The sequence below is a fragment of the Corynebacterium sp. KPL1824 genome (assembly GCF_000478095.1).
GTDB lineage: Bacteria > Actinomycetota > Actinomycetes > Mycobacteriales > Mycobacteriaceae > Corynebacterium > Corynebacterium accolens.
The window spans coordinates 331,328-357,961 of record NZ_KI515750.1; the positions used below are offsets into that span (position 1 = coordinate 331,328).

The window sequence follows — 26,634 nt, forward strand, 5'->3', positions numbered from 1 at the left end:
CTAGGAAGTGGTCACAATGTCTCGATCTACTCTCACCCGCGTTATCGCTGCTGGCGCCGGCATGAGCTGCATGCTCTCGCTGGCTGCTTGCGCTAACCCCAGCGATGACGAGGCCGCCGATGCCTCATTCGCTACGCAGCAGGAATCCACCAGCTCCACGGCGGAATCGACCACGTCTTCGGCAAAGAAATCAGAGCCTTCCACAACGAACACCGCCGATGACCCAACCAAGACGGTAGAAGACACTGCCCCGTTAAGCCATCATCAGCAACACGCGCAGGGCAATGATCCAAAACCTGCTTTCGGCGGCATGGGCACGCCCTCCCTCGAGGATCAGCGCCACCTGCCTCCTGGCCTGGGTGGCCTCGTTCCCACTGGGATACGGGTAGCCGCGCATGACTCTTTTACCCGCGTCGTGGTTGATCTTGAAGGTGACGGCGAAGCCGGGTGGTTTACTACCTATACGGATCAGCCCGCCCACCAGGCATCGGGACTTCCGGTCGAGGTCAAAGGCGCTACATTCCTCAATCTTGGTATCGAGGGCACCCCGTGGCCATCAACACCAGAGTTAGAGCAAAGGTTCATGGATTCTGGCATCACCCCAGGTGCCGGTGTTGTGCAAGAGATCAACTACACCACCACCTTCGAGGCGCAAACGCAGTTGGTCATCGGGCTAAAGAAGCAAACGCCTTATTCCGTGACCTTCTTGCAGAACCCCAAACGCCTCGTGCTTGATTTCCAAAACTAAGTGATCACGGCGCAGGCATAGAAAATGGCCCTGTTTCCCACCATATCCGGGAAACAGGGCCACTGCTCTAAAGAGCGTCTGAGGGATTAGTCCTCTACTGGCACCAAGGAGATCTTGCCGCGGTTATCAATATCCGCGATTTCTACCTGTACCTTATCGCCAACATTGACTACATCTTCGACCTTCTCGATGCGCTCGTCCCCACCCAGGTTGGAGATGTGGATCAATCCATCGCGGCCTGGGGTCAAGGAAACGAAGGCGCCGAATGGAACGGTCTTGACTACCGTGCCGAGAAAGCGCTCGCCCACCTTGGGCAACTGCGGGTTGGCAATGGAGTTAACCTTTTCAATCGCAGCGTCTGCGGCCTCGCCGGTAACTGCAGAGATGTAGACCGTGCCATCGTCCTCAATCGAGACATCAGCACCGGTATCTTCGGTGATCTGGTTGATGGTCTTGCCCTTAGGGCCGATGAGCTCACCGATCTTGTTGACCGGAATCTTCACCGAGGTGATCTTCGGGGCTAGGCCAGACATCTCATCTGGGGAATCGATGACCTCAGCCATGGTTTCCAGAATGGTTGCGCGGGCATCGCGGGCCTGCTCGAGCGCCTGAGCCAAGACCTTAGACGGAATGCCGTCCAGCTTCGTGTCCAGCTGCAGCGCGGTAATGAATTCGGAGGTACCCGCAACCTTGAAGTCCATGTCACCGAAGGCGTCCTCGGCACCGAGGATATCGGTCAGTGCGACAAACTTTTCCTTGCCCTTGACCTCACCGGAAACCAGGCCCATGGCGATGCCGGCTACCGGCGCCTTGAGCGGAACACCCGCGTTGTAGAGGGACAGGGTGGATGCGCAGACTGAGCCCATGGAGGTAGACCCGTTGGAACCGAGTGCCTCAGAGACCTGGCGGATGGCATACGGGAAATCCTCGCGGGACGGGATGACCGGAAGCAGGGCGCGCTCGGCGAGCGCACCGTGGCCGATTTCGCGGCGCTTGGGCGAGCCCACGCGGCCGGTCTCACCGGTAGAAAATGGCGGGAAGTTGTAGTGGTGCATGTAACGCTTGGACTCGATAGGAGTAAGCGAGTCGATCTGCTGCTCCATCTTCAACATATCCAGGGTGGTGACACCGAGGATCTGCGTCTCACCGCGCTCGAACAAGGAAGAACCGTGCGCGCGTGGTACCAAGTCAACTTCAACGGACAGGTCGCGGATATCGGTCAGCCCGCGGCCATCGATGCGGAAGCCATCGGTCAAGATCTTGCGGCGCACGATCTTCTTCATGACCTCGTTATAAGCAGCGCGAATCTGCTTGGAGGCCACTGCCTCTTCCAGGTCAGCAAACTGCGGCAGCAGGTCTTGTTCGACCTGCTCCATGTGTGCATTCGTAGCCTCGTCGCGCTCCTGCTTGCCCGGGATCGTCAGCAAACTCTCCAGCTTCTTGGAAGCAGCCTTTTCCACGGCGGCGAAGACATCGTCTTCATAAGCCGGGAAGAGCGGGAACTCCTGGGTCTCCTTGGCGGTGCGCTCTGCAAGGCCGTTCTGGGCCTCACACAGGGTCTTGATGAACGGCTTAGCTGCCTCGAGGCCCTCGGCGACGGCGGCTTCTTGCGGTGCCGGGGCGCCATCGGCAATGCGCTCAGCAACGTTCGTGCCGGCGCCAGCTTCCACCATCATGATGGCGACGTCTTCTTTACGGCCCTTAGTAACGATGCGGCCTGCAACCACCATTTCAAAGAGCGCGCGCTCGTGCTGCTCGTGGTTCGGGAACGCCACCCACTGGCCTTCTGGGTGCTTGTCATCAGCGATAAGCGCCATGCGCACGCCGCCGACGGCGCCGGAGACCGGCAGGCCGGAAAGCTGGGTTGCTGCGGACGCGCCGTTGATGGCTACGACGTCGTAGTACTCTTCTGGGTCCTGCGACAGGACGGTGATGACCACCTGCACTTCGTTGCGCAGGCCCTTGACAAAGGTGGGGCGCAGCGGGCGGTCAATGAGGCGGCAGGCCAAGATGGCCTCGGTGGAGGGACGCCCCTCGCGGCGGAAGAAGGAGCCGGGGATCTTGCCAGCTGCGTACATGCGCTCTTCCACGTCCACGGTAAGTGGGAAGAAGTCAAAGTTCTCGCGCGGCTGGTTCGAGGCAGTCGTGGTGGCCAGCAGCATCGTGTCATCATCGAGGTACGTAGTTACGGAACCATCTGCCTGGCGGGCCAACTGGCCGGTTTCGAAACGTACCGTGCGGGTGCCAAAGTCCCCGTTGTCGAGGACAGCGATAGCTTCGGTAATACCGAATTCTTCATCGATATTGAACTCTACGGAGTTCTGAACGCTCATCTAGTAATTCTCCTTGAATGTTTTAGGCGATCGTCGGTGCCGCCTTTTCCACATTGTTTTTGACAACGGTGAAAATTCTAACAGAGATTCCGCACTTTTGAGCTACGGCAATTACAAACGCCCCTGCTCCCTACAAGGATTAAGAGGGTATAAAACCACTAATTCCCCTTGCCGCAGGGCAAGGGGAAAAATTCGGCCGCAGCCGCGTCGCAATTAGCGGCGCAGGCCCAGGCGGGAAATCAGATCACGGTAACGATCCACGTTGTTTTCTGCCAAGTACTTCAGCAGGCCACGACGACGACCAACCATCAGCAGCAGACCACGACGGGAGTGGTGATCGTGCTTGTGGAACTTCAGGTGCTCCGTCAAAGTGTTGATGCGGGAGGTCAGCAGGGCAACCTGTGCCTCGGGGGAACCGGTGTCGGTCTCGTGCAGGCCGTACTCCTTGAGGATTTCGGCCTTCTTCTCAGTGGTCAATGCCATGAGTATTTCTCCTTTATTTCAGTCCACACTATTCTTCAACGCGCAGCGCCGCCGTGGCGAGCTCCGCGTGCCGCAACTGTCGTGAACCACAGTCGCTAAGCCAACTGGTCATCTTACAGCCAATTAGCGTGGCAAATCAAAACGCTGCACTACTTGGCGCCCACCGTGCGGAAAAGTTCCTCGAGGCGGTCCACGAATTCACGGACAAAGCGCTCGTTGTCCACGCCCACGGCCACCTTCGCGGTAGGTTCCTGGCTCAGCCGGGTTTCATCGGCAATGGTGCGCCCGCGGGTGGGGCCTTGCGTATCCGTTTTCATATTGGTTTCGATGACCTCTACCAACGACGGATCTGCGGCTACCGCCACGGCCAGCGGATCGTGCAGACCGCAACCTCCCAAGTGGGGAGCCGTGGTGGCATAAGCGCGAATGTAGTAATCCACCATATCGGCGAAAACCTCGCCCGCGGTCGTTCCGGTCTCCCGCCAGCGCGCGGTTTCTTTTTCCGTCAAGAGGGTGCGCAAGGTGACATCAAGGCCGACCATGGTGACATCTTGGCTGTGGCGGAAGAGGTAATCGGTGGCATCCGGGTCTTGGGAAATATTGGCCTCTGCCCACGCGGAGACGTTGCCAGGAACGGTCAGCGCCCCGCCCATCATGACGATGTGGGCGTTGGTGGCAAAGGTGGCATCGGCAAGCATAGCCTGGGCGATAGTCGTCGACGGACCTGTGGGAATAATGACCAGGTCATCACCGTAATCGCGCACGGCCTGCAAGAGGAAATCCGTGGCCGGCTGCGTGTCTTCGGTCTTTTCGGGCGGGGTAAGCGCGACCTCGCCCACGCCATTCTGGCCGTGGATGAAGGAGGAAATCTCGCTGGGCTGGAAACCGTCCGGGCTGGGGCCGGCAAAGACCGGGATATCGGGCCTATCCAGCAGCTCCAGCAGCGCCAGGGTATTGCGCACCGCCAGCGGCACCGTGACGTTGCCATAAGTACACGTCACACCGATGAGCTCAAGATCGGGGTGGGCCAAGGCATAAGCCAAGGCCAGGGCATCATCAATGCCGGTATCAAGATCGAGGATGGCCTTCATTTACTTCTCCTTTAAGAAATAGTCTTCGCTATCGCAGCCTTGCGCGCAGGCATCGGCAGCCAGCACCGTGCGGGCGGCAGCGACGTCTTGGGCCATTGCTTCCAAAAGCTCATCGACGGAATGGAATTTCACCATATCGCGCAGGTGGCCCACGAATTTCACGGTTGCCTCATAGCCATATAGGTCGGCATCGCGGTCCAATACAAAGGACTCCACGGAACGCTCTTCATCACCAAAGGTGGGATTCGTGCCCACGGAAATCGCAGCGGCATAGGCCACTTCGGGCTGCATGTCCCCGTCGAGGGGCGATTCGGAATGGACAATGAACCATCCCGCATACACCCCATCCGCGGGAATGGCTACGGTATCTGGGAAATACTGGTTGGCCGTGGGAAAGCCCAGCTCCTTGCCGCCGCGCCCCGCGCCGCGCACCACGGGACCGGTCACCGTAAAGTGCCGGCCAAGCGCCCAATTCGCCGATTCTATTGCGCCCCGGGACAGGCTCTGGCGAATATAGGTGGAACAAATCTGAACGCCGTCTTCATCCAGCAGCGGGATGATATCGACGCTGAATCCAAACTCCTCGCCCAGCTGCCGCATGGCTTCCGCGGTGCCGCTGGCACCAGCGCCGAAGGTAAAGTTCTCCCCCACCACCACGTGCTGCGCATGGAGTTTTCCCACCAAAAGGTCGCGCACATAGGGGCGCGGCTCCACCCCCTCAAGCTCCTTGGTGAAGTCAATGACAAGCACCATCTCGATGCCCATTTCTTCCGCGAGCTCCAGCCTGCGCTCGAAGCTCACCACGGATAACGGGGCGCGCTCCGGCAAGAAAACCGAGACCGGGTGCGGGTCAAAGGTCACCATGACGGGGACCTGATTATTCGCCCGCGCATGCTCCACGCAGGCAGAAACGAGCTGTTGGTGGCCGCGGTGCAAGCCATCAAAGACGCCAATGGTTACCGAGGTCGGCCCCACATCCGCGGGGATGTCATCGATTCCGTAACAAATATCCACGAAATCCATCGTAGAGCATAGACTTGTACCCTATGACTGATGCGCTCGCACATTCCGGACTTGTCATTGTTGATAAGCCTGCCGGCATGACCTCTCACGATGTTGTTAACCGCCTACGCAGGTATTTTCACACTAAAAAGGTCGGCCATGCCGGCACCCTGGATCCCATGGCGACAGGGGTGCTGGTCCTCGGCATCGAACGCGGCACCAAATTCCTCGCGCACATGGTCGCCTCCACCAAGTCTTATTCAGCTACCATCCGCCTCGGCGCTTCTACCACCACCGATGATGCCGAGGGCGAATTTCGCTGGGGCAAGCCTGCGGCCGCACTGCACCGTTCCGCCATCGAGGCCGAAGTTGCCGCATTGACCGGCGAGATTATGCAAAAGCCCGCCGCGGTGTCCGCCATCAAGATCAAAGGCAAAAGGGCGCATGAATTGGTGCGGGAGGGCAAAGAGGTAGATATCCCGGCCCGCCCGGTCACCGTCCACAGCTTTGATATTCATGACCTGCGCGCCGAGGGCGATTTTATTGACCTCGATGTATCCGTGGAGTGTTCCTCCGGCACCTATATCCGCTCCTTGGCGCGCGATATGGGCGAGGCCCTGGGCGTCGGCGGGCATTTAACCGCCCTGCGCCGCACTACGGTGGGGCCCTTTGCGCTTGCCGATGCCCACCTCCTCAACGATCTTGCCGAAAACCCCAGCCTATCCTTGAGCCTCGATGAGGCGCTCAAGCGCAGTTTCCCCGTCCTGCCCGTCACCGAGGACGAGGCCGCCGCTTTAGCGATGGGCAAATGGTTAGAGCCGCGCGGGCTGTCCGGGGTTCATGCGGCGGTAGCCCCCAATGGCCAGGCCATCGCGCTCATTAAGGAGAAGGGCAAAAGGCTGGCCACGGTCTTTGTGGCGCGGCCGTCCACCCTCTAAGTCGGTGGCTGAGGGATTGCTCGAGGAGATCTGAGCGGGTTTCTGTTCAGGCTGAAAAATCAAGGGCCGGAACCAGCGTAGAAACCACGACATAACCGCCCTCTAGAATCCACTTCCCGGTGATAAACGGCACTGGCGTGGGGCGGGCTAGGATATAGGAAATGAAGGTGCCATCCTCGCGGATATCGATCTCTGCTTGATCGAAATCCAGCCACCGATGCGTCATGGGAAACCACGCCTTATAGGTGGCCTCCTTGGCGCAAAACAGCAGGCGGTCTGGGCAGTGCACCCCAGCCTTTTCTAGGCGGGGCAGCTGCGGCATTTCCCCGGCCCGAGCGATCATGGTCAAGACGTGATCGGGCAGGCGCTGCGCCGGCTCCGCATCAAGGCCAATGGAGCGAAAATCCGTGGTGGAGGCCACCACCGCTGCGCGCAGGCCCTCCGTATGCGTCATGGATCCAATGAATCCTTCGGGCCACAGCGGCATGCCCCGCTCCCCGCGCAGGATCGGGTTCGAGCCTGTAAAGCCCAGCTCGCGCAGGGCCTGGTGCGCACACCAGCGGGCATCGCCAAATTCGGATTTCCGGATATCAACCGCGTGCGAGACTATGGACTGTTCTTTAGGGTCAAGATGCTCATAGTTGAGCAGATCGGACTCGCGGGCATCCGTACGCACATAGCAATAACGGGTAGTTTCTGGGAATAGGTCGGGATAAAGCATTAATTCACCTCCCCAAAGGTTGAGGTAACTGGGTATGGCCAGGCAATACGGTGCGGCTGGTTACGCCATTCGCGCGGGTAACCTAGGGAGACTTCGATATGGTCTACCCCATCCACATTCATCTTTGAGGGCGTGTGCAGGTGGCCGTAGATGACCGCTTCTGCCTTGTACCGCCGCGGCCACGAGCGCGTATGCCGCGAGCCGCTCCACAGGGCGATTTCCGGGAAGCGCAGCACCATCGTGGGCTCCTGCACCAATGGCCAGTGGTTGACCAAGATGGTTGGGCCCTGCACTCGGGATAAACGCTTAATGGAATACGCCAAGCGGTCCCAACACCACGCGCGCACGTCTACAAAAGGGGCGATAGCTACCTCATCGGTCATGACAAGCTTTTTGGAGCGCGCCTGCTGCACCGCTTCTTCCACCGAGGTCCCCGGTGGGCGGAAGCTGTAGTCATACAGGGTAAAAAGTGGCACGATCGTTATTCCGTTAAAGACCGGGTAAGGGTCCTCCGGGGTGATAACGCCGATCTCCCGGCAGGCGGCAACCAGGTGATCGTATTTTTCGCGCCCCTTGTACTGGTCTTGGGAACGGGAAAATAACTCGTGATTGCCCGGCGCCCAAATGACGGTGTCATAGCGTGCGGCCAAGTCCCGCAAGATGCGCACGATAAGCTCGCTGCGCTCTGCAACATCGCCTGCCACAATGAGCCAATCGGCGGGATCTGGTGGGGCTAGCTCTGCAATGCGCGCAAAGTTGTCACTGATCGCGCCGTGCAGGTCTGCTACTGCCCATAACGTTGGCATTGCCGTTCCCACCCGCCTTCCTTATTCATCTTCTAAAGTGCTGTTATTACTCGCTACAGCCACTGTAGCGCAGGTACTACTCTGCTATTACAGCCCATTTCATGGAATAGAAGCGGTAGACCACGCCAATCAGGCGGAAGGAAATGAACGCGGCCAAGCCGCACCACACACCGGTAAGGCCCGTGCCCATGGCATGCGCGAGGAGCACCCCAGGCAAAAATCCCAGAAGAACCGAGGCGATAGTCAGGCTGCGCAGGAATGCCGCGTCCCCTGCTCCCAGCAAAACACCGTCGAGGGCAAAGACCACGCCGCCGGCGATGACCATGCCAACGAGGATCCACCACGGTTGGCTCATGGCATCAATGACCTCCTGCGAGGAGGTAAACACGCGCGGGATGACCCCGGCCCCGGCGGCGAAAACCAAGGCGAGGAAGGCGGAAAAGATGGTGGAATACATCACTACCTTGCTTCCCACGCTGCGCGCGTGGCGCGCCGAACCAGCGCCCAAAGCTGCGCCGGTCAAGGCCTGGGCGGCAATAGCCAGGGAGTCCAAAATCAGCGACATGAAATTCCACAGCTGCATCATGATTTGGTGGCCACCCAAGGCCGCAGTGCCCACGCGGGACACCACGGCCGTGGCGGTAAGAAAGGCCACCTGGAAGCTGGCGGAGCGCAAGATCAGATCGCGGCCCAAGATGAGCTGTTCGCGCACGATGTGCCAACGAAATGCCCACGAGCCTTCGTGCTGTTTATACAGCTCGCGCACGAAGAGGCTCGCGATAATGCTCATTCCCATTACGGTGGCGATGGCAGAACCGGCAAGGCCCCACCAGTACACGAATGCAGGCACGGCAATGGCACCGGGAATCATTCCGGCGAGGGTGAAATAGAGCGGCTTCTTGGTATTTTGTACGCCGCGCATCCAGCCATTTCCGGCCATTTCCACCAGTGTTACGGGAATGGCCAGCGCGGCGATCCGCAGCCACAGCGCGGTGCCGGCCGCCGTAGTGGGATCTCCGGTAAGCCACTGGGCAAATACGCCGCCGAAGATCCACATAATAATGGCCAAAAGCCCGCCGACGCCTAAAGCCACATAGGTAGCTTGCACGCCTTCCGCTACAGCCTCGGCGCGCTTTCCAGCGCCAAACAGGCGGGACGAGCGGGCCGTGGTGCCGTAGGACAAGAAGGTCAGCTGCGTGGTCACCACGGTATGGATCGTGGTTGCCGCGGCGAGCGAAGCCAGTTCCTGGGAACCCAAGCGCCCCACCACTGCGGTATCGAGCAGGAGGTAGAGCGGCATCGCGGCCAGGACGCCAAGCGCAGGAAACGCGAGGCCAAAGACCTCGCGTGCGCTTACTGTCGTGGGGGTTGACTGCCTAGTGCTCATCGATGGCACTCACCAGCTCCGCAACGATGGCTTCTTCGCTTCCCTGTGTCATGTACCCGGCAGCCGGAACATGCCCGCCGCCGCCAAAAGTAGCCGCTAGGGCTGCGCAGTTGATCGCCGTCGAACGCAGCGATACCGCCCAAATCCCGGGCGACTGCTCCTTAAAGACCACGCCCAACTGCGTGCCCTCAAGGGCGCGCACGAAATCCACCAGGGATTCCACTGCGGAGTCCGAATGACCTTCGATATCGGCTAGGCCCGCGATCAGGATACCTATGCCCAGCTCACCGGCATGTTCAATGCGCAGTCCCGCGAGCACGCGGCCGACCATCTGCAGATCATCAGGGGTCGTGGCATCGAGTAAATCCGTGGCGATCTGCTTGGTGTCCAGGCCATAGTGCATCAAACGGGTGGCCACATCGTGTATGGCGGGCCTGCCCCACCGGAAACTACCCGTATCGGTCAAAAGGCCGGCGTACAGGCAATGCGCGATGGTGTTTTCTATCTGCACCGACAGCATGTCCAGGATGGTCAAGATGGCCACCGTGGTGGACTCGCACTCTGAATCAACCAAGTTCACGGAGCCAAACCCAGGATTGGATGAGTGGTGATCGATGCACAACACGCGCCCTGCCGCCGCCAGCTCGGCGATGTCTGCGGAAAATAGGCCGGTGCGGTCGATCGACCCGCAATCCACGGTGACATAAACGTCATAGCCCTGCGGTAGCTCTCGGGTAACCTTGACCTGATCCGCTCCTGGAATGGAGTAAAGGTTAGGCGCAAAGTCCTTATCCTGGCCGATGACCGCGCAGGCATCCTTCCCGCTTTGTTGCATGGCTAAGAGCAGTGCCGTGGCCGAACCAATGGCATCGGCATCCGGGCGCAAGTGGGTGATAATACAGATGCTTTGCGCGCCGGAGATGGCATCGACTGCGTCCTGATATTCCTTGCGGGTCACTTAAGCCTCGTCTTCATCGGAGGTCTTATATGGGTTGGCCTCACCCGCGGGCTGGGCATTTTCCTTCAGCTTCGCTAGCTCTTCATCGCGGGCCCGAGCGCGCGCCAAAAGCTCTTCCATGTGCGCGGAGGCCTCTGGGACGGTATCGAGCTCAAACGTCAGGGTTGGGGTAAAGCGCACGGAGAGCTGATCGCCAACGATCTTGCGCAACTGCCCCTTCGCGCGCTTGAGTGCTTCCTCAGCCTGGTCATAATCGGGTTCTGCCTCGATATCGTGGCCGCGCACCGTGTAAAAGACGGTAGCGTCGTGCAAATCACCGGTGACGCGGGCATCGGTCACGGTGACCATCTCCAGGCGGCGATCCTTAATCTGCAGCTCAATCGCGCTAGCCACGATTTCCTGAATTCGTTTTGCTAGCCGCGCCGCACGTGCGTGATCGACCATGAGAACCTCCAAGCTAAAGGGGAAAAATTTATTCCTAAATTACCGTGTCGCGGTATCAGAAACTACCAGTTTAGTAACTCACCGCACCCAATGGAAACCGCTTGAAAATCCCGCACGCGAAAACACGAAACGGCCCGCGATACCTGCCGCACCTAATGGCCAAACTCCGTGGAGAAAGGCCCTCAAGGTGGGCACGCACAGCGGGCCGAAACTAGCAGCGACTAGTCGCGCGGTACCTCGACTTCTTCATAAGCCTGGATGATATCGCCTATCTGGATATCCGGGTAGGACAGCACCATACCGCACTCATAGCCGGCCTTGATCTCGGTCGCGTCGTCCTTCTCGTGACGCAGGGACTCAATCTTGGCATCGGTAGTAATGACGTTGTTATCGCGAAGCAAGCGAACCTTGCCGTTGCGGACAACCTTGCCATCGGTGACCATACAGCCTGCGATGGTACCCACCGAGGAGGACTTGAACAGGGCGCGGATTTCGGCCGCACCGGTGTCGCGTTCCTCGTAAATCGGCTTGAGCATACCCTTGAGAGCGGCCTCGACTTCCTCGATGGCCTTGTAGATAACCGTGTAGTAACGGATATCCACGCCCTCTTGGGTGGCGATCTCCGTAGCCTTGCCTTCCGCGCGAACGTTGAAGGCAATGATGACGGCATCGGAAGCGGCGGCCAAGGAAATATTGGTCTCCGTTACGGCACCAACACCGCGGTCGATGATGTTGAGCTCGACTTCGTCCTCGGTCTTGATATCCAGCAGGGCATCTTCCAGCGCCTCGACGGAGCCGGCGTTGTCGCCCTTGAGGATGAGGTTGAGGGTCGAAGTCTCCTGCAATACCTTGTCCAGATCCTCCAGGGATACGCGCTTGCGCTGCTTTGCCTGCAAAGCAGAACGCTTACGAGCATCGCGCTGGTTGGCAATCTGGCGGGCCACGCGGTCATCATCGACCACGAGCAGGTTATCGCCAGCACCTGGGACGCCGGACAGGCCTTGTACCTGTACCGGGCGGGAAGGACCGGCTTCCTTAACGTCCTCGCCAAACTCATCGAGCATGCGGCGCACGCGACCATGCGCATCGCCTACCACGATGGAATCGCCGACGTGCAGCGTACCGCGCTGGACGATGACCGTAGCCACCGGGCCGCGACCGCGGTCCAAGTGGGCCTCGATGGCCACGCCCTGGGCATCCATCTCTGGGTTAGCCGTGAGCTCGAGGGCGGCATCGGCAGTCAGGATGACAGACTCCAGCAGCTGGTCGATGTTCTGGCCCTGCTTAGCAGAGATATCCACGAACATCGTGTCGCCGCCGTACTCTTCAGGCACCAAGCCATACTCCGTGAGCTGGCCACGGATCTTTTCCGGCTGGGCCTCCGGCTTATCCACCTTGTTCACGGCCACGACAACCGGGATATCGGCAGCCTTGGCGTGGTTGATGGCCTCAACCGTCTGTGGCATGACGCCGTCATCGGCGGCGACAACCAAGATGGCCAAGTCGGTGGACTTCGCACCGCGGGCACGCATGGCGGTAAAGGCCTCGTGACCAGGGGTATCCAGGAAGGTAATGGTGCGCTCGCCATCCACGTCAACCGTGGTCTGGTAAGCACCGATTCCCTGGGTAATACCGCCGGCCTCGCCGGCTGCCTCATTGGTCTTACGGATGGTATCCAACAGGCGGGTCTTACCGTGGTCAACGTGGCCCATGACGGAGACGACTGGAGGGCGATGTTCGAGGGCCTCTTCGCCGCCTTCGTCCTCGCCGAATTGCAGGTCGAAGGACTCGAGCAGCTCGCGGTCCTCGTCTTCTGGGGAGACGACCTCTACCTTGTAGTTGATCTCGTCACCGAGCAGCTGCAGCGTATCTTCCGATACGGATGCGGTTGCGGTGACCATCTCACCCAGGTTGAACAGTGCCTGCACCAATGCTGCTGGATCGGCACCGATCTTCTCCGCGAAGTCAGACAGCGAAGCGCCGCGGCGCAGGCGGACGGTCTGCCCCTTGCCATCTGGCAAGCGGACGCCGCCTACGACGTGCTTCTGCTGCTCTTCAAACTCATGGCGCTTTTGCCGCTTCGACTTCTTGCCCTTGCGTGGTGCGCCACCTGGACGGCCGAATGCACCGGCGGTACCGCCGCGACGCCCACCGCGTCCACCGCGGAAGCCGCCGGGACGACCGCCACCTGGGCCACCTGGACCACCAGGTCCGCCGTGGCCACCGCGACCGCGGCCACCGCGTCCGCCACCGCTCGGTGCCTTGGACGGCATCGAGGCTGGGTTCGGATGCGAAGGCATCATGGCAGGCGATGGACGACGTCCACCGCCGCCACCCTGGCCTTGGTTCTGATCCTGGCCCTGACGGTTATTACCGCCTTCGTTGCGGCCGCCGCGCTTTCCACCACGGTTATCGCCGGGGCGGTTGCCGCGCTGGCCCTTAGAGCCACCGGGGCGTGGGCCTGGGCGGTTGTCCCCGCCACCCGTGGAAAATGGGTTATTGGCCACGCGGCGGGATCCGCCGGGCTTAGGCATCGGTCGCGGCATGGCGTTGCCTGGGGTCGGGCGCTCGCCCGACTTCTTGGCATCGCCTTGACCCGCGTTCTGGCCTGGCTTCGGTGCACCTTGGCCAGGCTTTGGCGCTGTCTTTCCAGCGGCAGCGCCTGGCTTTGGTGCTGCCTGACCTGGCTTGGGGGCAGCCTTAGCGGACCCTGCGCCGGGCTTCGGCGCAGCGTCGGATGGCTTCGGTGCCTGTGCACCTGGCTTAGGGGCGCCGGGCTTCGGCGCAGCGGATTTCGCGCCGCCCTGTGCACCTTGACCTGGCTTCGGCGCAGACGATGCCGGCTTCTTGGCGTTGCCCTGGCCGGGCTTAGCGGGCTTGGCAGCCTTCTCAGCTTTGTCTGCCTTGCCTTCGGTGGCATCGCCACCGGACTGTGCTTCATAGTGAGCACGCATCTTCTTGACCACCGGTGGTTCGATGGTCGAGGATGCGGTTTTAACGAACTCGCCTTGTTCCTTCAGGGTGGCGAGCAGTTCCTTGCTGGTTACTCCGAGCTGTTTTGCCAACTCGTGAACACGTAGCTTTCCGGGCACTTGTCTCCTCTTGGTATCGCCTAGGAGCCAAGGCCGCGAAAAACTGGCCTGACTCCTAGTTAAACGTTCTGGACTTTCATCGCTGATGCTTCATCGTTGTGCGCTCATCAGTGTTCGGTCTTCCTTTTTAACTCTGGTGTGTACGAATCTTGTGCAGGTTGTTCCGCACACGGTACTTTTTCGCCCTGTACATTTTCGCACTGTGCTTCCAAGTACCTACGTACCTGACCTGTGTCCACGGATGCGGACGTGCGGAGCGCGCGCTTGAAAGCATGTTTGCGCTCAGCTAGCTCGAGTGCAGAAAGCGTGGGGCTAATCCATGCGCCGCGGCCGGGAAGCCGCCGGAATGGATCCGCCACCGCACGGCTGCCGTGGGGATCATTGGCATCAATGACCACCCGCAGCAACTCCGTATCGGGCATGCGTTGACGCGTAGCGATGCAAGTACGAAGCCGTTGAGTCTGCGACATCGAACTCCTTAACTTTCGCTGCGTCTTCATGTCCCTTTCTGCATCTGGGCCGTTTACTAGCCTACGCTATATATCCGCAATTCCTTAATTCGCGTCCGCGTCTGAATGAATATCGATCTTCCATCCGGTCAATCGGGCGGCTAGGCGCGCGTTCTGGCCTTCCTTACCAATGGCAAGGGATAGCTGATAGTCAGGGACGATGACGCGCGCCACCTGCTCTTCACTATCGAGCACGGTCACCTTGATCACCTTCGAGGGGGCCAAAGCATTGCCCACATACACGGTGGGATCCTCGCTGTAATCGATGATGTCGATTTTTTCCCCACCCAGCTGGCGCATGATGTTATTCACGCGCTGGCCGCGCGGGCCGATGCACGCACCCTTGGCGTTCAGGCCCTTCGCGTGACCGATGACGGCGACCTTCGAGCGGTGCCCAGCTTCGCGGGCAATGGCGATCATTTCCACGCTGCCATCCGCAACTTCCGGAACTTCCAGTTCAAAAAGACCGCGCACCAGCTCCGGGTGGGTCCTGGACAAGTTGATCTGCACATTGGCGCCATTGCGGTTTACCCCCACCACATAAGCCTTGATGCGGTCACCGTGCTGCAGCTTTTCCCCGGGGATTTGTTCTGCGGGAAGCAGGATGCCGTCCTGCGATTCCAGTTCAGAGCCGAGCTGGACCACGACGATGCCGCGGGCATTGGCATGCGCATCGCGCTGGACGATGCCACTGACAACGCGCCCGCTAAGCTCCGAATAGGAATCAAAGGTGCGCTCGGCTTCGGCCTCGCGCAGCTTGCGCAAAATCGCTTCGCGTACGGCGCGTGCACCCACGCGGCCAAAGTTATCCGGGGTGTCATCGTATTCACTGGTTACTTCCCCGGTTTCGGGGTCGCGCTCAGTAACGATGACGCTGACGGCACCGGTGGTGGTATCGATGTCTACCCGGGACTTGGTGCCTTCGGCCTTACCCTCCGCGGTGGATTCGCGGTAATCCAGGTAGGAATACAACAAGGCACTCGCAATCGCCTCCAACAGATCATTGACGGGGACCTGTCGTTCGGATTCGATAGTGCGAAGTGCCTCAAGATCAATATTCACTTGTCTGTCCTCTCGATTGCCGGTTAGCTCTCGGCTTCTGCAAATGGTTGGTGCACGGCGTCTAGCTCACGTTGTGATGGCTGTGCAAATTCAATTTCTACCACTGCGTGGGCAATGTTTTCCAATCGCTCCACTTCTGTATGCACCTCGTTTTTCTCAGAGGTGATAAGGACAACGGCATCTTCGGCCGCGTTGAGCGCACCGATGCGCGCGGTATGGCTCTTGTCATCGCCGCGATTAAAGGTCACCTTCCGCCCCTGATTGCGGCGCCAGTGGCGCGGTGCGGTCAGCGGCAGATCCACGCCTGGGGTGGATACCTCCAAGGTATATCCGGCGCCAAAATTCAGCTCACCCGTTTCCTCTTTCTCATCGAAGAAGGCCGAAATATCGTCGGAGACCTCTTCCAAGACATCGGAGCTAGGCCGCTTATCACCATCGATGCGGATGATGACCTGTGATTTCTTTCCCGCCTTGGTGGTTTTAATATCCTCCACGTCGAGCCCGCGGGCTGCAAGGCGAGGTTGGAGCAAATCAGTTAATTGTTGTGCATCTGGGAAAGCCATGCCCACTAGCCTACGTCCTTCGAGGTACAGTCTTTTGGGTGAACCGCCGACGTATTGCTTTAACCTGTGTAGCCTCGACTGCCGCCCTGCCCGCTCTTGCGGGTTGTTCCGCAGTCGATTCCGTCGTCGACTATTTTGGCCCGCGCCCAGAAGACGCACTCGAGCGCCTCGCCGTGGCCGCCGCGAGCGATGGACTCGCCCTCCAAGGTATCGACGATGAAGCCGCGAATATGCGCAGCTCCCAGGCCGATGCGCTGTTTGCGGAAATTGCGCGCCTCTGCGGCACCGATGACCAAGGCAATGTCCCGCACAGCTGTGAGGTGGAACGGCCCACGCAGGCACCTCCTGCCACAGATTCCTCCCAGGTGCTAGAGGAGGCCGCCTCGGCCACCACGGAAGCCGCCGATGAGGTCAGTTCTGAGTCGCGGCCGATAGTTACCCAACAGGCCATTACGCTCAATGCCTGGCTGCCTGGCGATGCCCCCGACATCCCCACGCTCTCCCAACCCCAGCGCGAAAGCGCCACCGATTTGCTGCAGTGGGAATACGAGCAGGTCTTTGGGCTGGATTTCGCGCGGGCCTATAGCGATCCTGCTGCCGAGGGGCGCATCGATAAGCTCTTAAGCCTCCATCACCACCGCATCGACCAGCTGCAGGAGGCGATTAGCCAAAACGGCGAGGTTCCACAGCCTGAGCCTGCTTATTCTTCCGGTGGAACAACGCTTCCCAGCGATGCGGATTCCGCTGCCGCATTCCTGGATACCTTGATGGAGCAGGACGCGGATAAGTGGCACGCTGCCGCAGTGGCCGCAGCGCAACAGGAAAGCCCAAACCAGGAGTGGCTGAACTGGCTTATCGGCATCGCCGCCGAATCCCAGGCCGCATAGCGCCCAGCGTTGCCTGATACCCCCCAGCCTGAAGATTCACTGGCCGGCGGGCAGTGAAAAATCAGCGAGTTATAGGCCGATATTCATTGCTAATGCCTCCGGACCCTACGTAATTTGGTGGATTACGTGCTTGTTGGAGATTCCACGAGCCAAAACAATGAGAAGGAGTGCTTTCTCAATGCGTACTAAGAAGACCTTGCTCACTATGGCAGCAGCTACGTTGGGCATCGCGGGCATTGCCGCCCCTGCCGCCAACGCCGCCCCGGAAAGCGCGTGGGACCAGGTCGCCGCGTGCGAGTCCGGCGGTGACTGGCATATCAACACCGGCAACGGCTACCACGGCGGACTGCAGTTCTCGCAGCAAACCTGGGCTGGTAGCGGCGGCACCCAGTACGCGCCCACCGCTGATCAAGCTACCAAGGAACAGCAGATTGAAATCGCTGAAAACGTCCTTGCCACCCAGGGAGCTGGCGCATGGCCTAATTGCGGCGGCCCCGTGGCCGGCTAATCGGCTTCCTTATACAGCGGTAGCGTGATGCCGCCTTGAGCGCGGCATCACGCAAGCAGCCGACTCCCCCATTTTCCACTTGGGATCTATTTCCCGGGAAAATTGGGGAGTCGGTTCTTTTTAGGTTTTATGCCCTACCCTGCGCGATCTTCCATGCGTAGCGAATCAACGGAATCTGCAGCGGCAGGCGAATGATGTGATACAGCTTCTTCGGCCATCGCGCATCGCGCTCGATCCAGGCGTGGTACATATTCGCCGGCCACACGGCAAGAAATAGCGCCGCGGCAGAGGCGCCGCCGGATTCGCGGGTGGCGCGATCGGTGAGCAAATAACCGGTAGCTATCTCCCAGGCGCCGGAGGCGAAGTTATACAACCGCGGCGAGCCCGGCAGCTGTGGCGGCACAATGGATTCGAAGGTTTTGGCGCGCAGGAAATGCAGCGTGCCCATCGTGATAAGGGCTGTGGGGAGCACGTTTTTATTAAGTCTCATGCTTCCTACGCTACCCTGCCGGTACTTATAGGCGCCGGGCTTTAGCGCGGTGCTTTAAGTTAAGCTCGCACCAACTCGAGGAGTTTGTCCACGATCTCATCCGCAGGTACCTCCAGCGTTTCTTGGCCGCGGATGCGCAGCTCGATGATGCCGTCTTTGAAAGCGCGGCCCACGATGGCCACAAACGGCATGCCGAGTAGCTCTGCGTCCTTGAACTTCACGCCCGGGGAGACCTTGGGGCGGTCATCGAAAAGCACCTCAAGGCCCGCCTGGGATAGCTCTTCTACCAGCTTATCGCCGGCCTCCATGGCCGCGGCATCCTTATTCGCCACCGCCACGTGCACCTGGTACGGCGCTACCGCCACCGGCCAATTCAGGCCCTTATCATCGTGGCGTTGTTCTGCCAGCACGGCCAGCATGCGGGAGATGCCGATGCCATAAGAGCCCATCGTGGGGATGGCGCGCTTGCCGTTTTCATCGAGGATTTGCACGTCAAAGGCCTCGGTGTACTTGCGGCCCAACTGGAAGATATGACCCAGCTCGATGCCGCGCTGCAAGGCCAATGTGCCCTGGTTATCCGGTGCGGGATCGCCCTCTTTCACCTCTGCTGCTTCCACAAACTCATCGACGTGGAAATCGCGGCCGGCCACGCAGCCCACGACGTAGCAGTTTTGCGCATCCGCGCCGGTGATCCAGGAAGAGCCCTTGACCACGCGGGGATCGGCAAAGACCTTCACGCCATTGGAGTTCAGCGCGCGCGGGCCCACAAAGCCCTGCTCCAAGAAATCGTATTGCGCAAAAATCTTATCGCTGGCCAGGGTGAACTCTGCCGGTTCCAAGGCCGCCTCGAGGCGCTTGGGATCCAATTCGCGGTCGCCCGGAATCAACACGGCCGCCAATTCCTTCTTCTCTGCAGATTCCTCTAGCGCTGGGTGGGTTACCTCCACCATGACGCATTTAAGGATATCGGCGGCTCGGACCTCATGGCCGTCGACGGCGATGTCCTCGGTCTTCGCCCAGTGCACAAGCGCTTCAATGGTGGCGGCATCCGGGGTACGGTATTCCTTCGCCGCGGGCTGGCCCGCAATATCTTTTTCTGGGGACGCTTGGGTCACGACCGCCTCTACATTGGCCGCATAATCGCCCTCGGTGGAGCGCACGAAGAGGTCTTCGCCCACCTCAGAAAGCGCCAAGAACTCCTCGGAGGCGGACCCGCCCATCGCGCCAGAGGTGGCCTTACAAATGGCGTAATCGATTTCCAAGCGGTCAAAAACATTCTGATATGCCTTGCGGTGGCGGGCATAGGAGGAATCAAGCCCCTCATCGTTCATATCGAAGGAGTAGGAATCCTTCATCACGAACTCGCGCCCGCGCAGCACCCCGGCGCGGGGTCGTTCCTCATCGCGGTACTTCGTCTGAATCTGATACAAGGTGACTGGGAAATCCTTGTACGAGGAGTACATGTCCTTTACGGCGTTGGCGAACATTTCCTCGTGTGTTGGCCCGAGCAGCAAGTCGGCATTCTTGCGGTCCTGCAGGCGGAATAGGTTGGGGCCGTATTCCACCCACCGGTTGGTCTTTTCATAGGGCTCGCGCGGCAGCAGGGCCGGGAAAAGCATTTCTTGCCCGCCAATGGCATCCATTTCTTGGCGTACTACGTCTTCGATCTTGCGCAGGGTGCGCAGACCCAACGGCAGCCAGGTGTAGATGCCCGGCGCGACGCGGCGCACATAACCGGCACGCACCAGCAGCTTGTGGCTGGGGACCTCGGCATCGGCTGGGTCCTCACGAAGGGTGCGGAGAAATAGTTCAGAAAGGCGGGTAATCATGGTCAAAATATACATCGCTACCCTAGCTATATGCTCATTGTCCTCCCTCCTTCAGAAACCAAGGCCCATGGCGGCACCGGAAAGCCGCTTGATTTTGCCAACCTATCTTTTCCAGAACTTACCGATACGCGGCGCGAAATAGCCGCTGAGCTGCAGTCTCTTCCCGTTGATGAGGCGATGGTCGCGCTGAAGCTCTCGGAGAAGCTGCGCGGTGAGGCCGAATCCAATAGTCAGCTTTTTACCACCCCCACCATGCCAGCGGTGGAGCGCTATACTGGCGTGCTTTTTGATGCACTTTCGGCGTCCACCCTTCCCTCGTGGAGCCGCCTTGCTATTGGCGATGCCCTCTTCGGCCTCCTGCGCGCGGACGACCCCATCCCCCATTACCGCTTATCGGGCGGTTCCAAACTGGACGGTCACACCATGAAGTCTTTTTGGGGCAAGCAGATAACGCAGGCGCTAGAAAACATCGACGAGCTGGTTGTGGATCTCCGCTCGGGCACCTACCAGCAATTGGGCCGGCTGCCTTCGGCGGTGACGGTGCGGGTAGAAAGCGTGCAACCAGATGGCTCGCGCAAGGTGGTCAGCCACTTTAACAAGCAATACAAGGGCCTGCTGGCCCGGGAGCTGGCGCTTTCGCCTGCCGATGCCTTCAGCGCCGCCGATGTCGCCGCTATCGCCCGCGCGGCCGGCATGACGGTGGAGGAACCACCGCACGGCTCACGGGAACTTACCCTCGTCGTATCCCCGTAACGCGCGAGCGCCTGCGGGGAGCCTAGACCACGGCGCGGCGGCGCTGGACGGCTGCGGCCCCGCCGAGGACCGCTACCACCATGGCCAAGACAATGACGCCGGATGCCCATTGCGGGGCCATAAGGCCGAAGGTGTCTTGGCCTTGGAAGAAGGTGCGCAGGTTGGCATCGGGCAAAATCTGCAGGATGTATTTGGCCCAGCCCATATCCATTGAAGTCAGCACGCTTTCGATGACGAAGTACTCAATAATGAGCAGCATGGCTGCAAAGGTGCCGCTGCGCAGGATATATGCCAGGCCTGTAGCCAGCAGGGTATAGACGATGTATTCCACGAAGGTGAAAAGGAACACCGCATTATCCGGGTAGTGCACGAAGCTGGAGAAGTCATACGAGCTGCCGAGCGCAGCGTTAAATAACATTCCGAGTATGCCCGCCAGGGCCGCCGCGGCGACGTTGGCCACGGTGATAACGAGTATTTGGCTCGAGAGCACCCGCATGCGCCGGTTGGTAGATAGGTAGCTCCAGGCGACGGTGCCTTTTTGGAGGTCGCCGCCGACGAGCGTGGCCGAGGAAAAGATCATGATGACCACGGCGAAGATGGCGCCGATGGCTAGGTCGGAGGATTGGAGGGCGCTGTCGTCAGTGCGGATAGCCCCCATCAGCACGTTGGCGGCTGTTAGCCCAACGGTGATGATAGCGAGGTAGACCCACGTTGAGCGCAGGGAAAATATCTTGCGGGATTCGGAAACGATGGTGTTCATGGCTCGTACTCTGCCTTTCGATAACGGATAACGAGGGTTATGCGGAGCGGTAATCCAGGTGGTCTGCGGTAGCACCGAGGAAGGCGTCTTCCAAGGAGGGGTGCTTCACCTCAAGGCTGCTGATACGGATGCGGTGGTCAAAGCACAATTGGCCGACCTCGTCGCGGTCTAGGCCGGTAATGCGCAGAACCTCCCCATCAAAGGAGGTCTCTGCCTGCGAATCGTGCAGCAGGCGGGCCAGTTCTTCTGGTTGATCCACCACGACCTCCACGGTGGAGGCACCAGAGGCATTGACAAATTCTTCTACCGTTCCTTCACCAACGAGCTTGCCCTTGCCGATGACCACTAGGCGGTCCGCCGTGAGCTGCATTTCTGAGAGCAGGTGGGACGACACCAGCACGGTGCATCCCCCGGCGGCGAATTCCCGGATGCGGTCGCGCATCCAGTGCACGCCTTCAGGGTCCAGGCCGTTGACGGGTTCATCGAGAAGCAAGTGCTTGGGCTGTCCCATCATGGCGCAGGCGAGGCCCAGGCGCTGCTTCATGCCAAGCGAATAGCCCCCGATGCGCTTTTTCGCCACCTTTCCGAGCCCGACTCGCTCCAGGGTGTCATCGACGTGGTTCATCGATACTCCCTGGAGTGCTGCCATATAGCCCAGGTGCGCGCGAGCACTGCGGCCGGGGTGGAACCAGTTGGCATCGAGCAGGGTGCCCACCGTGGAGGCGGGATCGGGTAGTTCGCGAAATGGGGTGCCATCGAATGTGGCGGTGCCGGAGGTGGGATTTTCTAGCCCCACGCACATGCGCATCGTGGTGGATTTGCCGGAACCATTGGGCCCTAAGAACCCGGTGACTTGGCCATCGGGAACCTCGAAGGAAAGGTTGTCTACTGCTGTAAAGGAACCGTATTTCTTGGAAAGCTGTGTGACTGTGAGCATGGTTTTATCCTGGCGCTTTCCCGGCGCGAAGTAACCATCCTCGAGGCGGATTTAGCCGTTCATCCCTGGGGATGAGAAAGCAGTTCTTCTACGGTGACCACGCCATGGGTATAGGCATACAGCACGGCTTGGACGCGGTCGCGGGACCCAGTCTTGGTCAGCACGTGGCGCACGTGGGTCTTGACCGTTGCCATGGAGACAAACTCCTCTTCGGATATTTCGGTATTCGAATACCCCAGCGCCATGAGCCTTAAAATATCCATCTCGCGCGGGGTAAGTTCCGCGGACGGCGGGGCCGTAGCGGTGGTGGCGCCTGGCTGTGCAGCCGCGGCGGTGTGCGAAGCCGAGTGCGCCTTCCTACTGTCCCCACCCTCCTCGCTGCGGACTTGTTGGAGCACCTGGGCGGTAATGCGCGGCGAAAGCACGGCCTCGCCCGAGTGCACGGTGCGAATGGCTGAGAGCAGCTCTTCGGGCTCGACGTCTTTGAGCAAAAATCCCGATGCCCCTGCAGAGATTGCACCGTGGACAAAGTTGTGATCATCAAAGGTAGTCAGCATGATGACCTTGGTCTCCGGGAATTCAGGGAGCACTTCCTCCGTGGCCGCAATGCCGTTAACCCGCGCCATTTGCACGTCCATGAGGATGATATCGACGGGCTCTTGCCGGGCTAGGTCCAGTACCTCATCGCCATCGGAGGCCTGCCAGACCACGCTCATATCCTCCTGCGAGCCGATCAGCATGGCGAACCCGGCGCGCAGGAGCGGTTGGTCATCGACAAGCGCAATGCGAATGGGCTCAGATTCCTGTTCCGGATTAGACATGCGGTACCTCCACGATGATTGCAAACGTTCCATCCTCGGCCTTGGTGGACACACTGCCACCATAGGCCTTCACGCGCTCTTTCATCCCGATGAGCCCATAGCCTGGGCTGTGGTCCTCGTCCGGCTGCGCCATGGGGTTGTGCCCCTCGATAACAAGCGCCGACCTATCGCTGCGAAAGCGCAGGGTTCCCCTATTTTGGCTGGAGTATTTGAGCATATTGGTCAGCATCTCCTGCACGATGCGGTAGATGGTGAATTGATAGAGCTCATCGCTATCGGCGGGTAGCTTTTCCATGCCGTAGACGGTGATATCGAAGCCGGCGCGCCGGGCTTCCGAAAACAGACCTGCGATGTCTGAGGTGCCTGGGGCCTTGGTTTCCCCGCGCGCGTCTTCTTCGCGCAAGACGGAAAGCAGGCTGCGCATCTGTTTTAAGGATTCGCGGGAAGTAGAGGCGATGGTATCGAGTGCCTCCGTTGCTACCTTGGGGTCTTTGGCGGCGGCGAACCGGGCGCCATCGGCAAGCGCGATGACGCCGGCGAGATTGTGGGCGACGATGTCATGCATCTCGCGGGCGATGCGATTGCGCTCCACGGCGCCGGCCATCTCCGCGCGCTCGATGAGCAGCTGTTGGCCCTCCCGGCGCTTCCGGTTATTGGTGCCGAGCAGGTAGAAAAAGCCGAGGACCGGCCAGCCGAGCAGGACCGTGCCAGCATAGACAAGCAGCGGGCTCATGGTCGCATCGCCCAAGCCGATATCGCTGCCCGCGAAGACCTTTTCCCCAAATAGGCTTGCGGTGGTTCCCGCCAGCGAGCCCAGGGCAATCCAGGCAAGCCAGATATAGCGCAAGCGCTTGCGCGAGTGCGTGCCGATGAGAAAAGCCGTGTAGGCGAAAATCGGGGCGTGGAAGTTCTCCAGGGAGGCCAAGGGCGTGAAAATGCACAGCGTCATGGTGCCGGCGATGAAGAAAATGGACTTTTCTTGCAGCTTGGGATGCAGCCACAGCGCCAGCGGAATGCCGACGGTGTACAAGACCGCGACGATGGCCTGGAAGGGTGAATCGGTGTGCAAAAAGTTCGCGGCATTGGGCAAGAGCACGCCGAAGAACACGGGGATGATGATTCGCCACGGCGGGCCAATCCAATCGCGCAGACGATCCGGCCAAAGCTTAGACATAAGGGCAAGGCTAGCGCAGAAGCCAGCCTGCCGTCCTCATCCTCAGGGCTGACTAGACTGGCTGGCATGCAATTCCAGTTCTTTGAAGTCGATGTCTTTGCCACCTCGGCGTTTTCCGGTAACCCGCTCGCGGTCGTGGCCCATGCCGATGGGCTCTCGAGACAGCAGATGCAGGCCATCGCGCACTGGACCAACTTTTCTGAAACCACGTTCTTGCTCCAGCCCACCGATCCCGCGGCGGACTATCGCGTGCGCATTTTTACCCCGCACGAGGAATTCGACTTCGCCGGCCACCCCACTTTGGGCAGCGCCGCCGTCTGGCGGGCGCTCGGCAATGAACCGCAGAAGGAGGGCACCATAGTGCAGGAATGCGGGGTGGGGTTGGTCTCCGTGCGCGAGAACGCAGGTATTTATTCTTTTGCCACCCCTCCGCTGCGCGCGGGCGGGCCATTAAGCAGTGCCGAACTGGCAGAGGCCTGCGCGGGATTGAATATCACAGAAGAAGATGTCATCGATTCCGCTTGGGTGGACAATGGGCCTGGTTGGCGGCTTATACAGCTGCGCGATGCCGCGGCCGTGCGCGCGGTTCAGCCCGCCGCCACTCGCCCCAAGGTGGGCGTGGTGGGCATGCTGGATACCACCGCGGGTAGGGATTCCGCTGCCTATGAAGTGCGCGCATTTACCGCAGAATTCGAGGATCCTGTCACCGGTTCCTTCAACGGCGGTGCCGCGCAATTCATGCGCTCGCGAGGCCTCGTCTCCGCCCGCTACACCGCCTGCCAGGGCAGCCAACTGGGAAGAGACGGCGAGGTCTTTATTCACGATGACGGCACCGATATTTGGGTCGGCGGCCGCGTCCACATCCGCGTGCAAGGACAATTGGAGGTCTAAAATGCACCTACACCACGACTATGCAAAGCACCTGCCGGACTTAGTGTCGGCAACGCACGGCGAAGAGCAGCCGGATCCACAGCTCGTGGTCCTCAATGAGGAGCTAGCAGTGCAGCTGGGCCTGGATACTGACTGGCTGCGCTCCGCAGAGGGCCTGGATTTCCTCTTGGGCCGCGACGGCGGGCATGCCATGGCCTATTCCGGCTTCCAATTCGGTTCCTTCAACCCACAGATGGGCGATGGCCGGGCCATGCTCTTGGGCGAGGTGGAAAAAGACGGAAAACTGTGGGATCTCCACGCCAAGGGCACGGGGCTTACCCCCTATTCCCGCCTGGGTGCTGATGGCCGCGGCACCCTTTCATCCATGCTGCGCGAATACTTGGTTTCTGAGGCCATGCATGCCCTCGGCGTGCCCACCACGCGCTCCCTCGCCGTGATTTCCACCGGCCGGCCCATCCAGCGCGGCCACGTGCAGCCGGCGGGTGTCCTGGTCCGCGTGGCGGCCAGCCACATCCGGGTCGGTACTTTTCACTATGCCGCGCAGTCCGGGCACCTCCAGGCTCTCGCGGACTACGCCATCGCGCGCCACTATCCTGGGGCAGACTACCGGGAGTTCTTCCAGGGCGTTATGGACCGCCAGATAGCCACCGTGTCTTCATGGATGCGCTTGGGCTTTATCCACGGGGTGATGAATACGGATAACACCACCATCTCCGGCGAAACCATTGATTATGGCCCGTGCGCCTTTATGGAGTCATACTCTCCCGATACGGTATTTTCCAGCATTGACCAGCAGGGACGCTATGCCTTTGGCAATCAACCAGCCATCCTGGGCTGGAACCTCGCCCGGCTCACGGAATCGCTCGTGCCGCTTTTCGATGCCGATATCAATGCCGGGGTCGACTTCGCGCAAGAGACCATCAATGGGTTCCAGGAGAAATTCGCCACCCAGCGCCGCAGCGATATAGCCGCGGCCCTCGATACCACCACCGAGGTCGCCTCGGCCTACCTTACTGCGATGCAGCTATCCCGGCCGGATATCACGTTGGCGCACCGCGCGCTTGCCGATGCCGCCCGCGGCCACACCCTTCCTGCCCAAGAGCTCTTCCCAGATTCAGACTTCCTAGATAGCTACCTAGCCACTCACCCCGCCCCGGCTGCCGTGGATGCTGCCATGCCCCGGGTCATTCCCCGCAACATGGCCGTCGAAGCCGCGCTGCGCGCCGCCGAGGCCGGCGATATTAAGCCCTTTACTGAGCTGCTCCACGCCGTGACCCACCCGTGGCAGCCGCATCCGTCCTACGAACAGCCCGATCCGAATGGGCTTGCAGGTTTTCTCACCTACTGCGGTACCTAAATTGCTTGCGACCCCGAATTCAGGGATTGCGCAGCACAAAGCCCTCCACACAGTAGGTTCTGCACGGAGGGCTTGCAGCCGAGGACTTAG

The 26,634-nt window shown here is 60.1% G+C and carries 26 protein-coding genes; 7 read left to right on the forward strand and 19 right to left on the reverse strand.

The annotated features are described in order from the left end of the window. Positions 1 to 16 precede the first annotated feature (16 nt). On the forward strand, positions 17 to 748 hold the full coding sequence (locus HMPREF1267_RS07875) for an AMIN domain-containing protein (protein WP_023028899.1): 732 nt from the start codon (positions 17 to 19) through the stop codon (positions 746 to 748). 86 nt (positions 749 to 834) lie between these two features. Here HMPREF1267_RS07875 and HMPREF1267_RS07880 read toward each other — a convergent pair whose 3' ends face one another. The 4 genes from HMPREF1267_RS07880 to HMPREF1267_RS07895 form a co-directional block, all read right to left on the reverse strand. Further along, positions 835 to 3,081, reverse strand: coding sequence for a polyribonucleotide nucleotidyltransferase (locus HMPREF1267_RS07880; RefSeq protein WP_023028900.1), 2,247 nt, complete (start codon positions 3,079 to 3,081; stop codon positions 835 to 837). A 213-nt stretch (positions 3,082 to 3,294) separates the two neighbouring features. After that, positions 3,295 to 3,564 carry a 30S ribosomal protein S15 gene (gene rpsO, locus HMPREF1267_RS07885; protein ID WP_005278802.1) on the reverse strand — a complete coding sequence of 90 codons (270 nt, stop codon included), beginning with the start codon at positions 3,562 to 3,564 and terminating at the stop codon, positions 3,295 to 3,297. 149 nt (positions 3,565 to 3,713) lie between these two features. Continuing rightward, positions 3,714 to 4,655, reverse strand: coding sequence for a nucleoside hydrolase (locus HMPREF1267_RS07890; RefSeq protein WP_023028901.1), 942 nt, complete (start codon positions 4,653 to 4,655; stop codon positions 3,714 to 3,716). Then, positions 4,656 to 5,678 (reverse strand): bifunctional riboflavin kinase/FAD synthetase, encoded by a 1,023-nt coding sequence (locus HMPREF1267_RS07895; protein ID WP_023028902.1) that lies wholly within the window; start codon positions 5,676 to 5,678, stop codon positions 4,656 to 4,658. It lies immediately after the preceding gene. Between the two features lie 23 nt (positions 5,679 to 5,701). On the opposite strand from HMPREF1267_RS07895, the gene truB reads away from it, so the two are divergent. Beyond that, positions 5,702 to 6,595: a tRNA pseudouridine(55) synthase TruB gene (gene truB, locus HMPREF1267_RS07900; protein ID WP_023017329.1), complete on the forward strand. Its 894-nt coding sequence runs from the start codon at positions 5,702 to 5,704 to the stop codon at positions 6,593 to 6,595. 46 nt (positions 6,596 to 6,641) lie between these two features. Here truB and HMPREF1267_RS07905 read toward each other — a convergent pair whose 3' ends face one another. The 9 genes from HMPREF1267_RS07905 to rimP form a co-directional block, all read right to left on the reverse strand. Then, complete coding sequence (locus HMPREF1267_RS07905) at positions 6,642 to 7,316, reverse strand: 4'-phosphopantetheinyl transferase (RefSeq protein ID WP_005278783.1); 675 nt, start codon at positions 7,314 to 7,316, stop codon at positions 6,642 to 6,644. Further along, complete coding sequence (locus tag HMPREF1267_RS07910; protein ID WP_034667148.1) at positions 7,316 to 8,122, reverse strand: metallophosphoesterase; 807 nt, start codon at positions 8,120 to 8,122, stop codon at positions 7,316 to 7,318. The genes HMPREF1267_RS07905 and HMPREF1267_RS07910 overlap by 1 nt, the downstream gene beginning before the upstream one ends. A gap of 76 nt (positions 8,123 to 8,198) precedes the next feature. After that, positions 8,199 to 9,509, reverse strand: a complete 1,311-nt coding sequence (locus HMPREF1267_RS07915) for an MATE family efflux transporter (protein WP_023028904.1) — start codon at positions 9,507 to 9,509, stop codon at positions 8,199 to 8,201. After that, the gene (locus tag HMPREF1267_RS07920; protein WP_023022831.1) at positions 9,499 to 10,467 is read right to left on the reverse strand and encodes a bifunctional oligoribonuclease/PAP phosphatase NrnA; all 969 of its coding nucleotides are present in this window, start codon (positions 10,465 to 10,467) and stop codon (positions 9,499 to 9,501) included. Before HMPREF1267_RS07920 ends, HMPREF1267_RS07915 begins: the two co-directional genes overlap by 11 nt. After that, entirely contained in the window at positions 10,468 to 10,911 is a 444-nt protein-coding gene (gene rbfA / locus HMPREF1267_RS07925) for a 30S ribosome-binding factor RbfA (RefSeq protein ID WP_005278773.1), read from the reverse strand. It lies immediately after the preceding gene. Between the two features lie 221 nt (positions 10,912 to 11,132). After that, on the reverse strand, positions 11,133 to 14,003 hold the full coding sequence (infB, locus tag HMPREF1267_RS07930) for a translation initiation factor IF-2 (protein ID WP_023028905.1): 2,871 nt from the start codon (positions 14,001 to 14,003) through the stop codon (positions 11,133 to 11,135). 107 nt (positions 14,004 to 14,110) lie between these two features. Next, the gene (locus HMPREF1267_RS07935; RefSeq protein ID WP_005278765.1) at positions 14,111 to 14,473 is read right to left on the reverse strand and encodes a YlxR family protein; all 363 of its coding nucleotides are present in this window, start codon (positions 14,471 to 14,473) and stop codon (positions 14,111 to 14,113) included. A gap of 84 nt (positions 14,474 to 14,557) precedes the next feature. After that, on the reverse strand, positions 14,558 to 15,574 hold the full coding sequence (nusA, locus tag HMPREF1267_RS07940; RefSeq protein WP_005278763.1) for a transcription termination factor NusA: 1,017 nt from the start codon (positions 15,572 to 15,574) through the stop codon (positions 14,558 to 14,560). 23 nt (positions 15,575 to 15,597) lie between these two features. Further along, positions 15,598 to 16,137: a ribosome maturation factor RimP gene (gene rimP / locus HMPREF1267_RS07945; protein WP_034658273.1), complete on the reverse strand. Its 540-nt coding sequence runs from the start codon at positions 16,135 to 16,137 to the stop codon at positions 15,598 to 15,600. A gap of 38 nt (positions 16,138 to 16,175) precedes the next feature. Between rimP and HMPREF1267_RS07950 the strand changes: the two genes are divergently transcribed. Beyond that, complete coding sequence (locus tag HMPREF1267_RS07950) at positions 16,176 to 17,024, forward strand: DUF4439 domain-containing protein (RefSeq protein ID WP_023028907.1); 849 nt, start codon at positions 16,176 to 16,178, stop codon at positions 17,022 to 17,024. A gap of 178 nt (positions 17,025 to 17,202) precedes the next feature. Next, on the forward strand, positions 17,203 to 17,532 hold the full coding sequence (locus HMPREF1267_RS07955) for a transglycosylase family protein (protein WP_005278755.1): 330 nt from the start codon (positions 17,203 to 17,205) through the stop codon (positions 17,530 to 17,532). Positions 17,533 to 17,659: 127 nt separating this feature from the next. Here HMPREF1267_RS07955 and HMPREF1267_RS07960 read toward each other — a convergent pair whose 3' ends face one another. After that, entirely contained in the window at positions 17,660 to 18,022 is a 363-nt protein-coding gene (locus tag HMPREF1267_RS07960) for a hypothetical protein (RefSeq protein ID WP_005283569.1), read from the reverse strand. Between the two features lie 59 nt (positions 18,023 to 18,081). Then, complete coding sequence (locus HMPREF1267_RS07965) at positions 18,082 to 19,851, reverse strand: proline--tRNA ligase (RefSeq protein WP_034654255.1); 1,770 nt, start codon at positions 19,849 to 19,851, stop codon at positions 18,082 to 18,084. Between the two features lie 30 nt (positions 19,852 to 19,881). Here HMPREF1267_RS07965 and yaaA point away from each other — a divergent pair, with 30 nt between their 5' ends. Beyond that, a complete protein-coding gene (yaaA, locus tag HMPREF1267_RS07970) occupies positions 19,882 to 20,604 on the forward strand; it encodes a peroxide stress protein YaaA (protein ID WP_023028908.1) in 723 nt (240 codons plus the stop codon). A gap of 22 nt (positions 20,605 to 20,626) precedes the next feature. On the opposite strand, the gene HMPREF1267_RS07975 is transcribed toward yaaA, so the two are convergent. Genes HMPREF1267_RS07975 through HMPREF1267_RS07990 form a run of 4 tightly spaced genes read right to left on the reverse strand, consistent with a single transcriptional unit; the run spans position 20,627 to position 24,296 of the window. Next, on the reverse strand, positions 20,627 to 21,364 hold the full coding sequence (locus HMPREF1267_RS07975) for an ABC transporter permease (RefSeq protein ID WP_023028909.1): 738 nt from the start codon (positions 21,362 to 21,364) through the stop codon (positions 20,627 to 20,629). A gap of 37 nt (positions 21,365 to 21,401) precedes the next feature. Further along, complete coding sequence (locus tag HMPREF1267_RS07980) at positions 21,402 to 22,301, reverse strand: ABC transporter ATP-binding protein (RefSeq protein WP_023028910.1); 900 nt, start codon at positions 22,299 to 22,301, stop codon at positions 21,402 to 21,404. A gap of 59 nt (positions 22,302 to 22,360) precedes the next feature. Next, the gene (locus tag HMPREF1267_RS07985; RefSeq protein ID WP_005283584.1) at positions 22,361 to 23,122 is read right to left on the reverse strand and encodes a response regulator transcription factor; all 762 of its coding nucleotides are present in this window, start codon (positions 23,120 to 23,122) and stop codon (positions 22,361 to 22,363) included. Next, positions 23,115 to 24,296, reverse strand: a complete 1,182-nt coding sequence (locus tag HMPREF1267_RS07990; protein WP_005278739.1) for a sensor histidine kinase — start codon at positions 24,294 to 24,296, stop codon at positions 23,115 to 23,117. Before HMPREF1267_RS07990 ends, HMPREF1267_RS07985 begins: the two co-directional genes overlap by 8 nt. Before the next feature lie 66 nt (positions 24,297 to 24,362). On the opposite strand from HMPREF1267_RS07990, the gene HMPREF1267_RS07995 reads away from it, so the two are divergent. Together HMPREF1267_RS07995 and HMPREF1267_RS08000 are read left to right on the forward strand one after the other, a co-directional pair. Continuing rightward, positions 24,363 to 25,187, forward strand: a complete 825-nt coding sequence (locus HMPREF1267_RS07995) for a PhzF family phenazine biosynthesis protein (protein ID WP_023028911.1) — start codon at positions 24,363 to 24,365, stop codon at positions 25,185 to 25,187. A 1-nt stretch (position 25,188) separates the two neighbouring features. Next, a complete protein-coding gene (locus HMPREF1267_RS08000) occupies positions 25,189 to 26,544 on the forward strand; it encodes a YdiU family protein (protein ID WP_005278734.1) in 1,356 nt (451 codons plus the stop codon). Positions 26,545 to 26,634: the final 90 nt, after the last annotated feature.

What these genes read in the sequence shown, in the direction of transcription:
- HMPREF1267_RS07995 (WP_023028911.1), top strand. Translation starts at nt 24,363, where the DNA reads ATGCAATTCCAGTTCTTTGAAGTCGATGTCTTTGCCACCTCGGCGTTT.
- HMPREF1267_RS07985 (WP_005283584.1), bottom strand. Translation starts at nt 23,122, where the DNA reads ATGTCTAATCCGGAACAGGAATCTGAGCCCATTCGCATTGCGCTTGTC.
- yaaA (WP_023028908.1), top strand. Translation starts at nt 19,882, where the DNA reads ATGCTCATTGTCCTCCCTCCTTCAGAAACCAAGGCCCATGGCGGCACC.
- HMPREF1267_RS07895 (WP_023028902.1), bottom strand. Translation starts at nt 5,678, where the DNA reads ATGGATTTCGTGGATATTTGTTACGGAATCGATGACATCCCCGCGGAT.
- HMPREF1267_RS07955 (WP_005278755.1), top strand. Translation starts at nt 17,203, where the DNA reads ATGCGTACTAAGAAGACCTTGCTCACTATGGCAGCAGCTACGTTGGGC.
- rpsO (WP_005278802.1), bottom strand. Translation starts at nt 3,564, where the DNA reads ATGGCATTGACCACTGAGAAGAAGGCCGAAATCCTCAAGGAGTACGGC.
- HMPREF1267_RS07975 (WP_023028909.1), bottom strand. Translation starts at nt 21,364, where the DNA reads ATGAACACCATCGTTTCCGAATCCCGCAAGATATTTTCCCTGCGCTCA.
- HMPREF1267_RS07880 (WP_023028900.1), bottom strand. Translation starts at nt 3,081, where the DNA reads ATGAGCGTTCAGAACTCCGTAGAGTTCAATATCGATGAAGAATTCGGT.
- rimP (WP_034658273.1), bottom strand. Translation starts at nt 16,137, where the DNA reads ATGGCTTTCCCAGATGCACAACAATTAACTGATTTGCTCCAACCTCGC.
- HMPREF1267_RS07910 (WP_034667148.1), bottom strand. Translation starts at nt 8,122, where the DNA reads ATGCCAACGTTATGGGCAGTAGCAGACCTGCACGGCGCGATCAGTGAC.
- HMPREF1267_RS07915 (WP_023028904.1), bottom strand. Translation starts at nt 9,509, where the DNA reads ATGAGCACTAGGCAGTCAACCCCCACGACAGTAAGCGCACGCGAGGTC.
- HMPREF1267_RS07980 (WP_023028910.1), bottom strand. Translation starts at nt 22,301, where the DNA reads ATGCTCACAGTCACACAGCTTTCCAAGAAATACGGTTCCTTTACAGCA.
- HMPREF1267_RS08000 (WP_005278734.1), top strand. Translation starts at nt 25,189, where the DNA reads ATGCACCTACACCACGACTATGCAAAGCACCTGCCGGACTTAGTGTCG.
- HMPREF1267_RS07965 (WP_034654255.1), bottom strand. Translation starts at nt 19,851, where the DNA reads ATGATTACCCGCCTTTCTGAACTATTTCTCCGCACCCTTCGTGAGGAC.
- HMPREF1267_RS07990 (WP_005278739.1), bottom strand. Translation starts at nt 24,296, where the DNA reads ATGTCTAAGCTTTGGCCGGATCGTCTGCGCGATTGGATTGGCCCGCCG.
- HMPREF1267_RS07905 (WP_005278783.1), bottom strand. Translation starts at nt 7,316, where the DNA reads ATGCTTTATCCCGACCTATTCCCAGAAACTACCCGTTATTGCTATGTG.
- HMPREF1267_RS07960 (WP_005283569.1), bottom strand. Translation starts at nt 18,022, where the DNA reads ATGAGACTTAATAAAAACGTGCTCCCCACAGCCCTTATCACGATGGGC.
- HMPREF1267_RS07875 (WP_023028899.1), top strand. Translation starts at nt 17, where the DNA reads ATGTCTCGATCTACTCTCACCCGCGTTATCGCTGCTGGCGCCGGCATG.
- truB (WP_023017329.1), top strand. Translation starts at nt 5,702, where the DNA reads ATGACTGATGCGCTCGCACATTCCGGACTTGTCATTGTTGATAAGCCT.
- HMPREF1267_RS07890 (WP_023028901.1), bottom strand. Translation starts at nt 4,655, where the DNA reads ATGAAGGCCATCCTCGATCTTGATACCGGCATTGATGATGCCCTGGCC.
- HMPREF1267_RS07935 (WP_005278765.1), bottom strand. Translation starts at nt 14,473, where the DNA reads ATGTCGCAGACTCAACGGCTTCGTACTTGCATCGCTACGCGTCAACGC.
- rbfA (WP_005278773.1), bottom strand. Translation starts at nt 10,911, where the DNA reads ATGGTCGATCACGCACGTGCGGCGCGGCTAGCAAAACGAATTCAGGAA.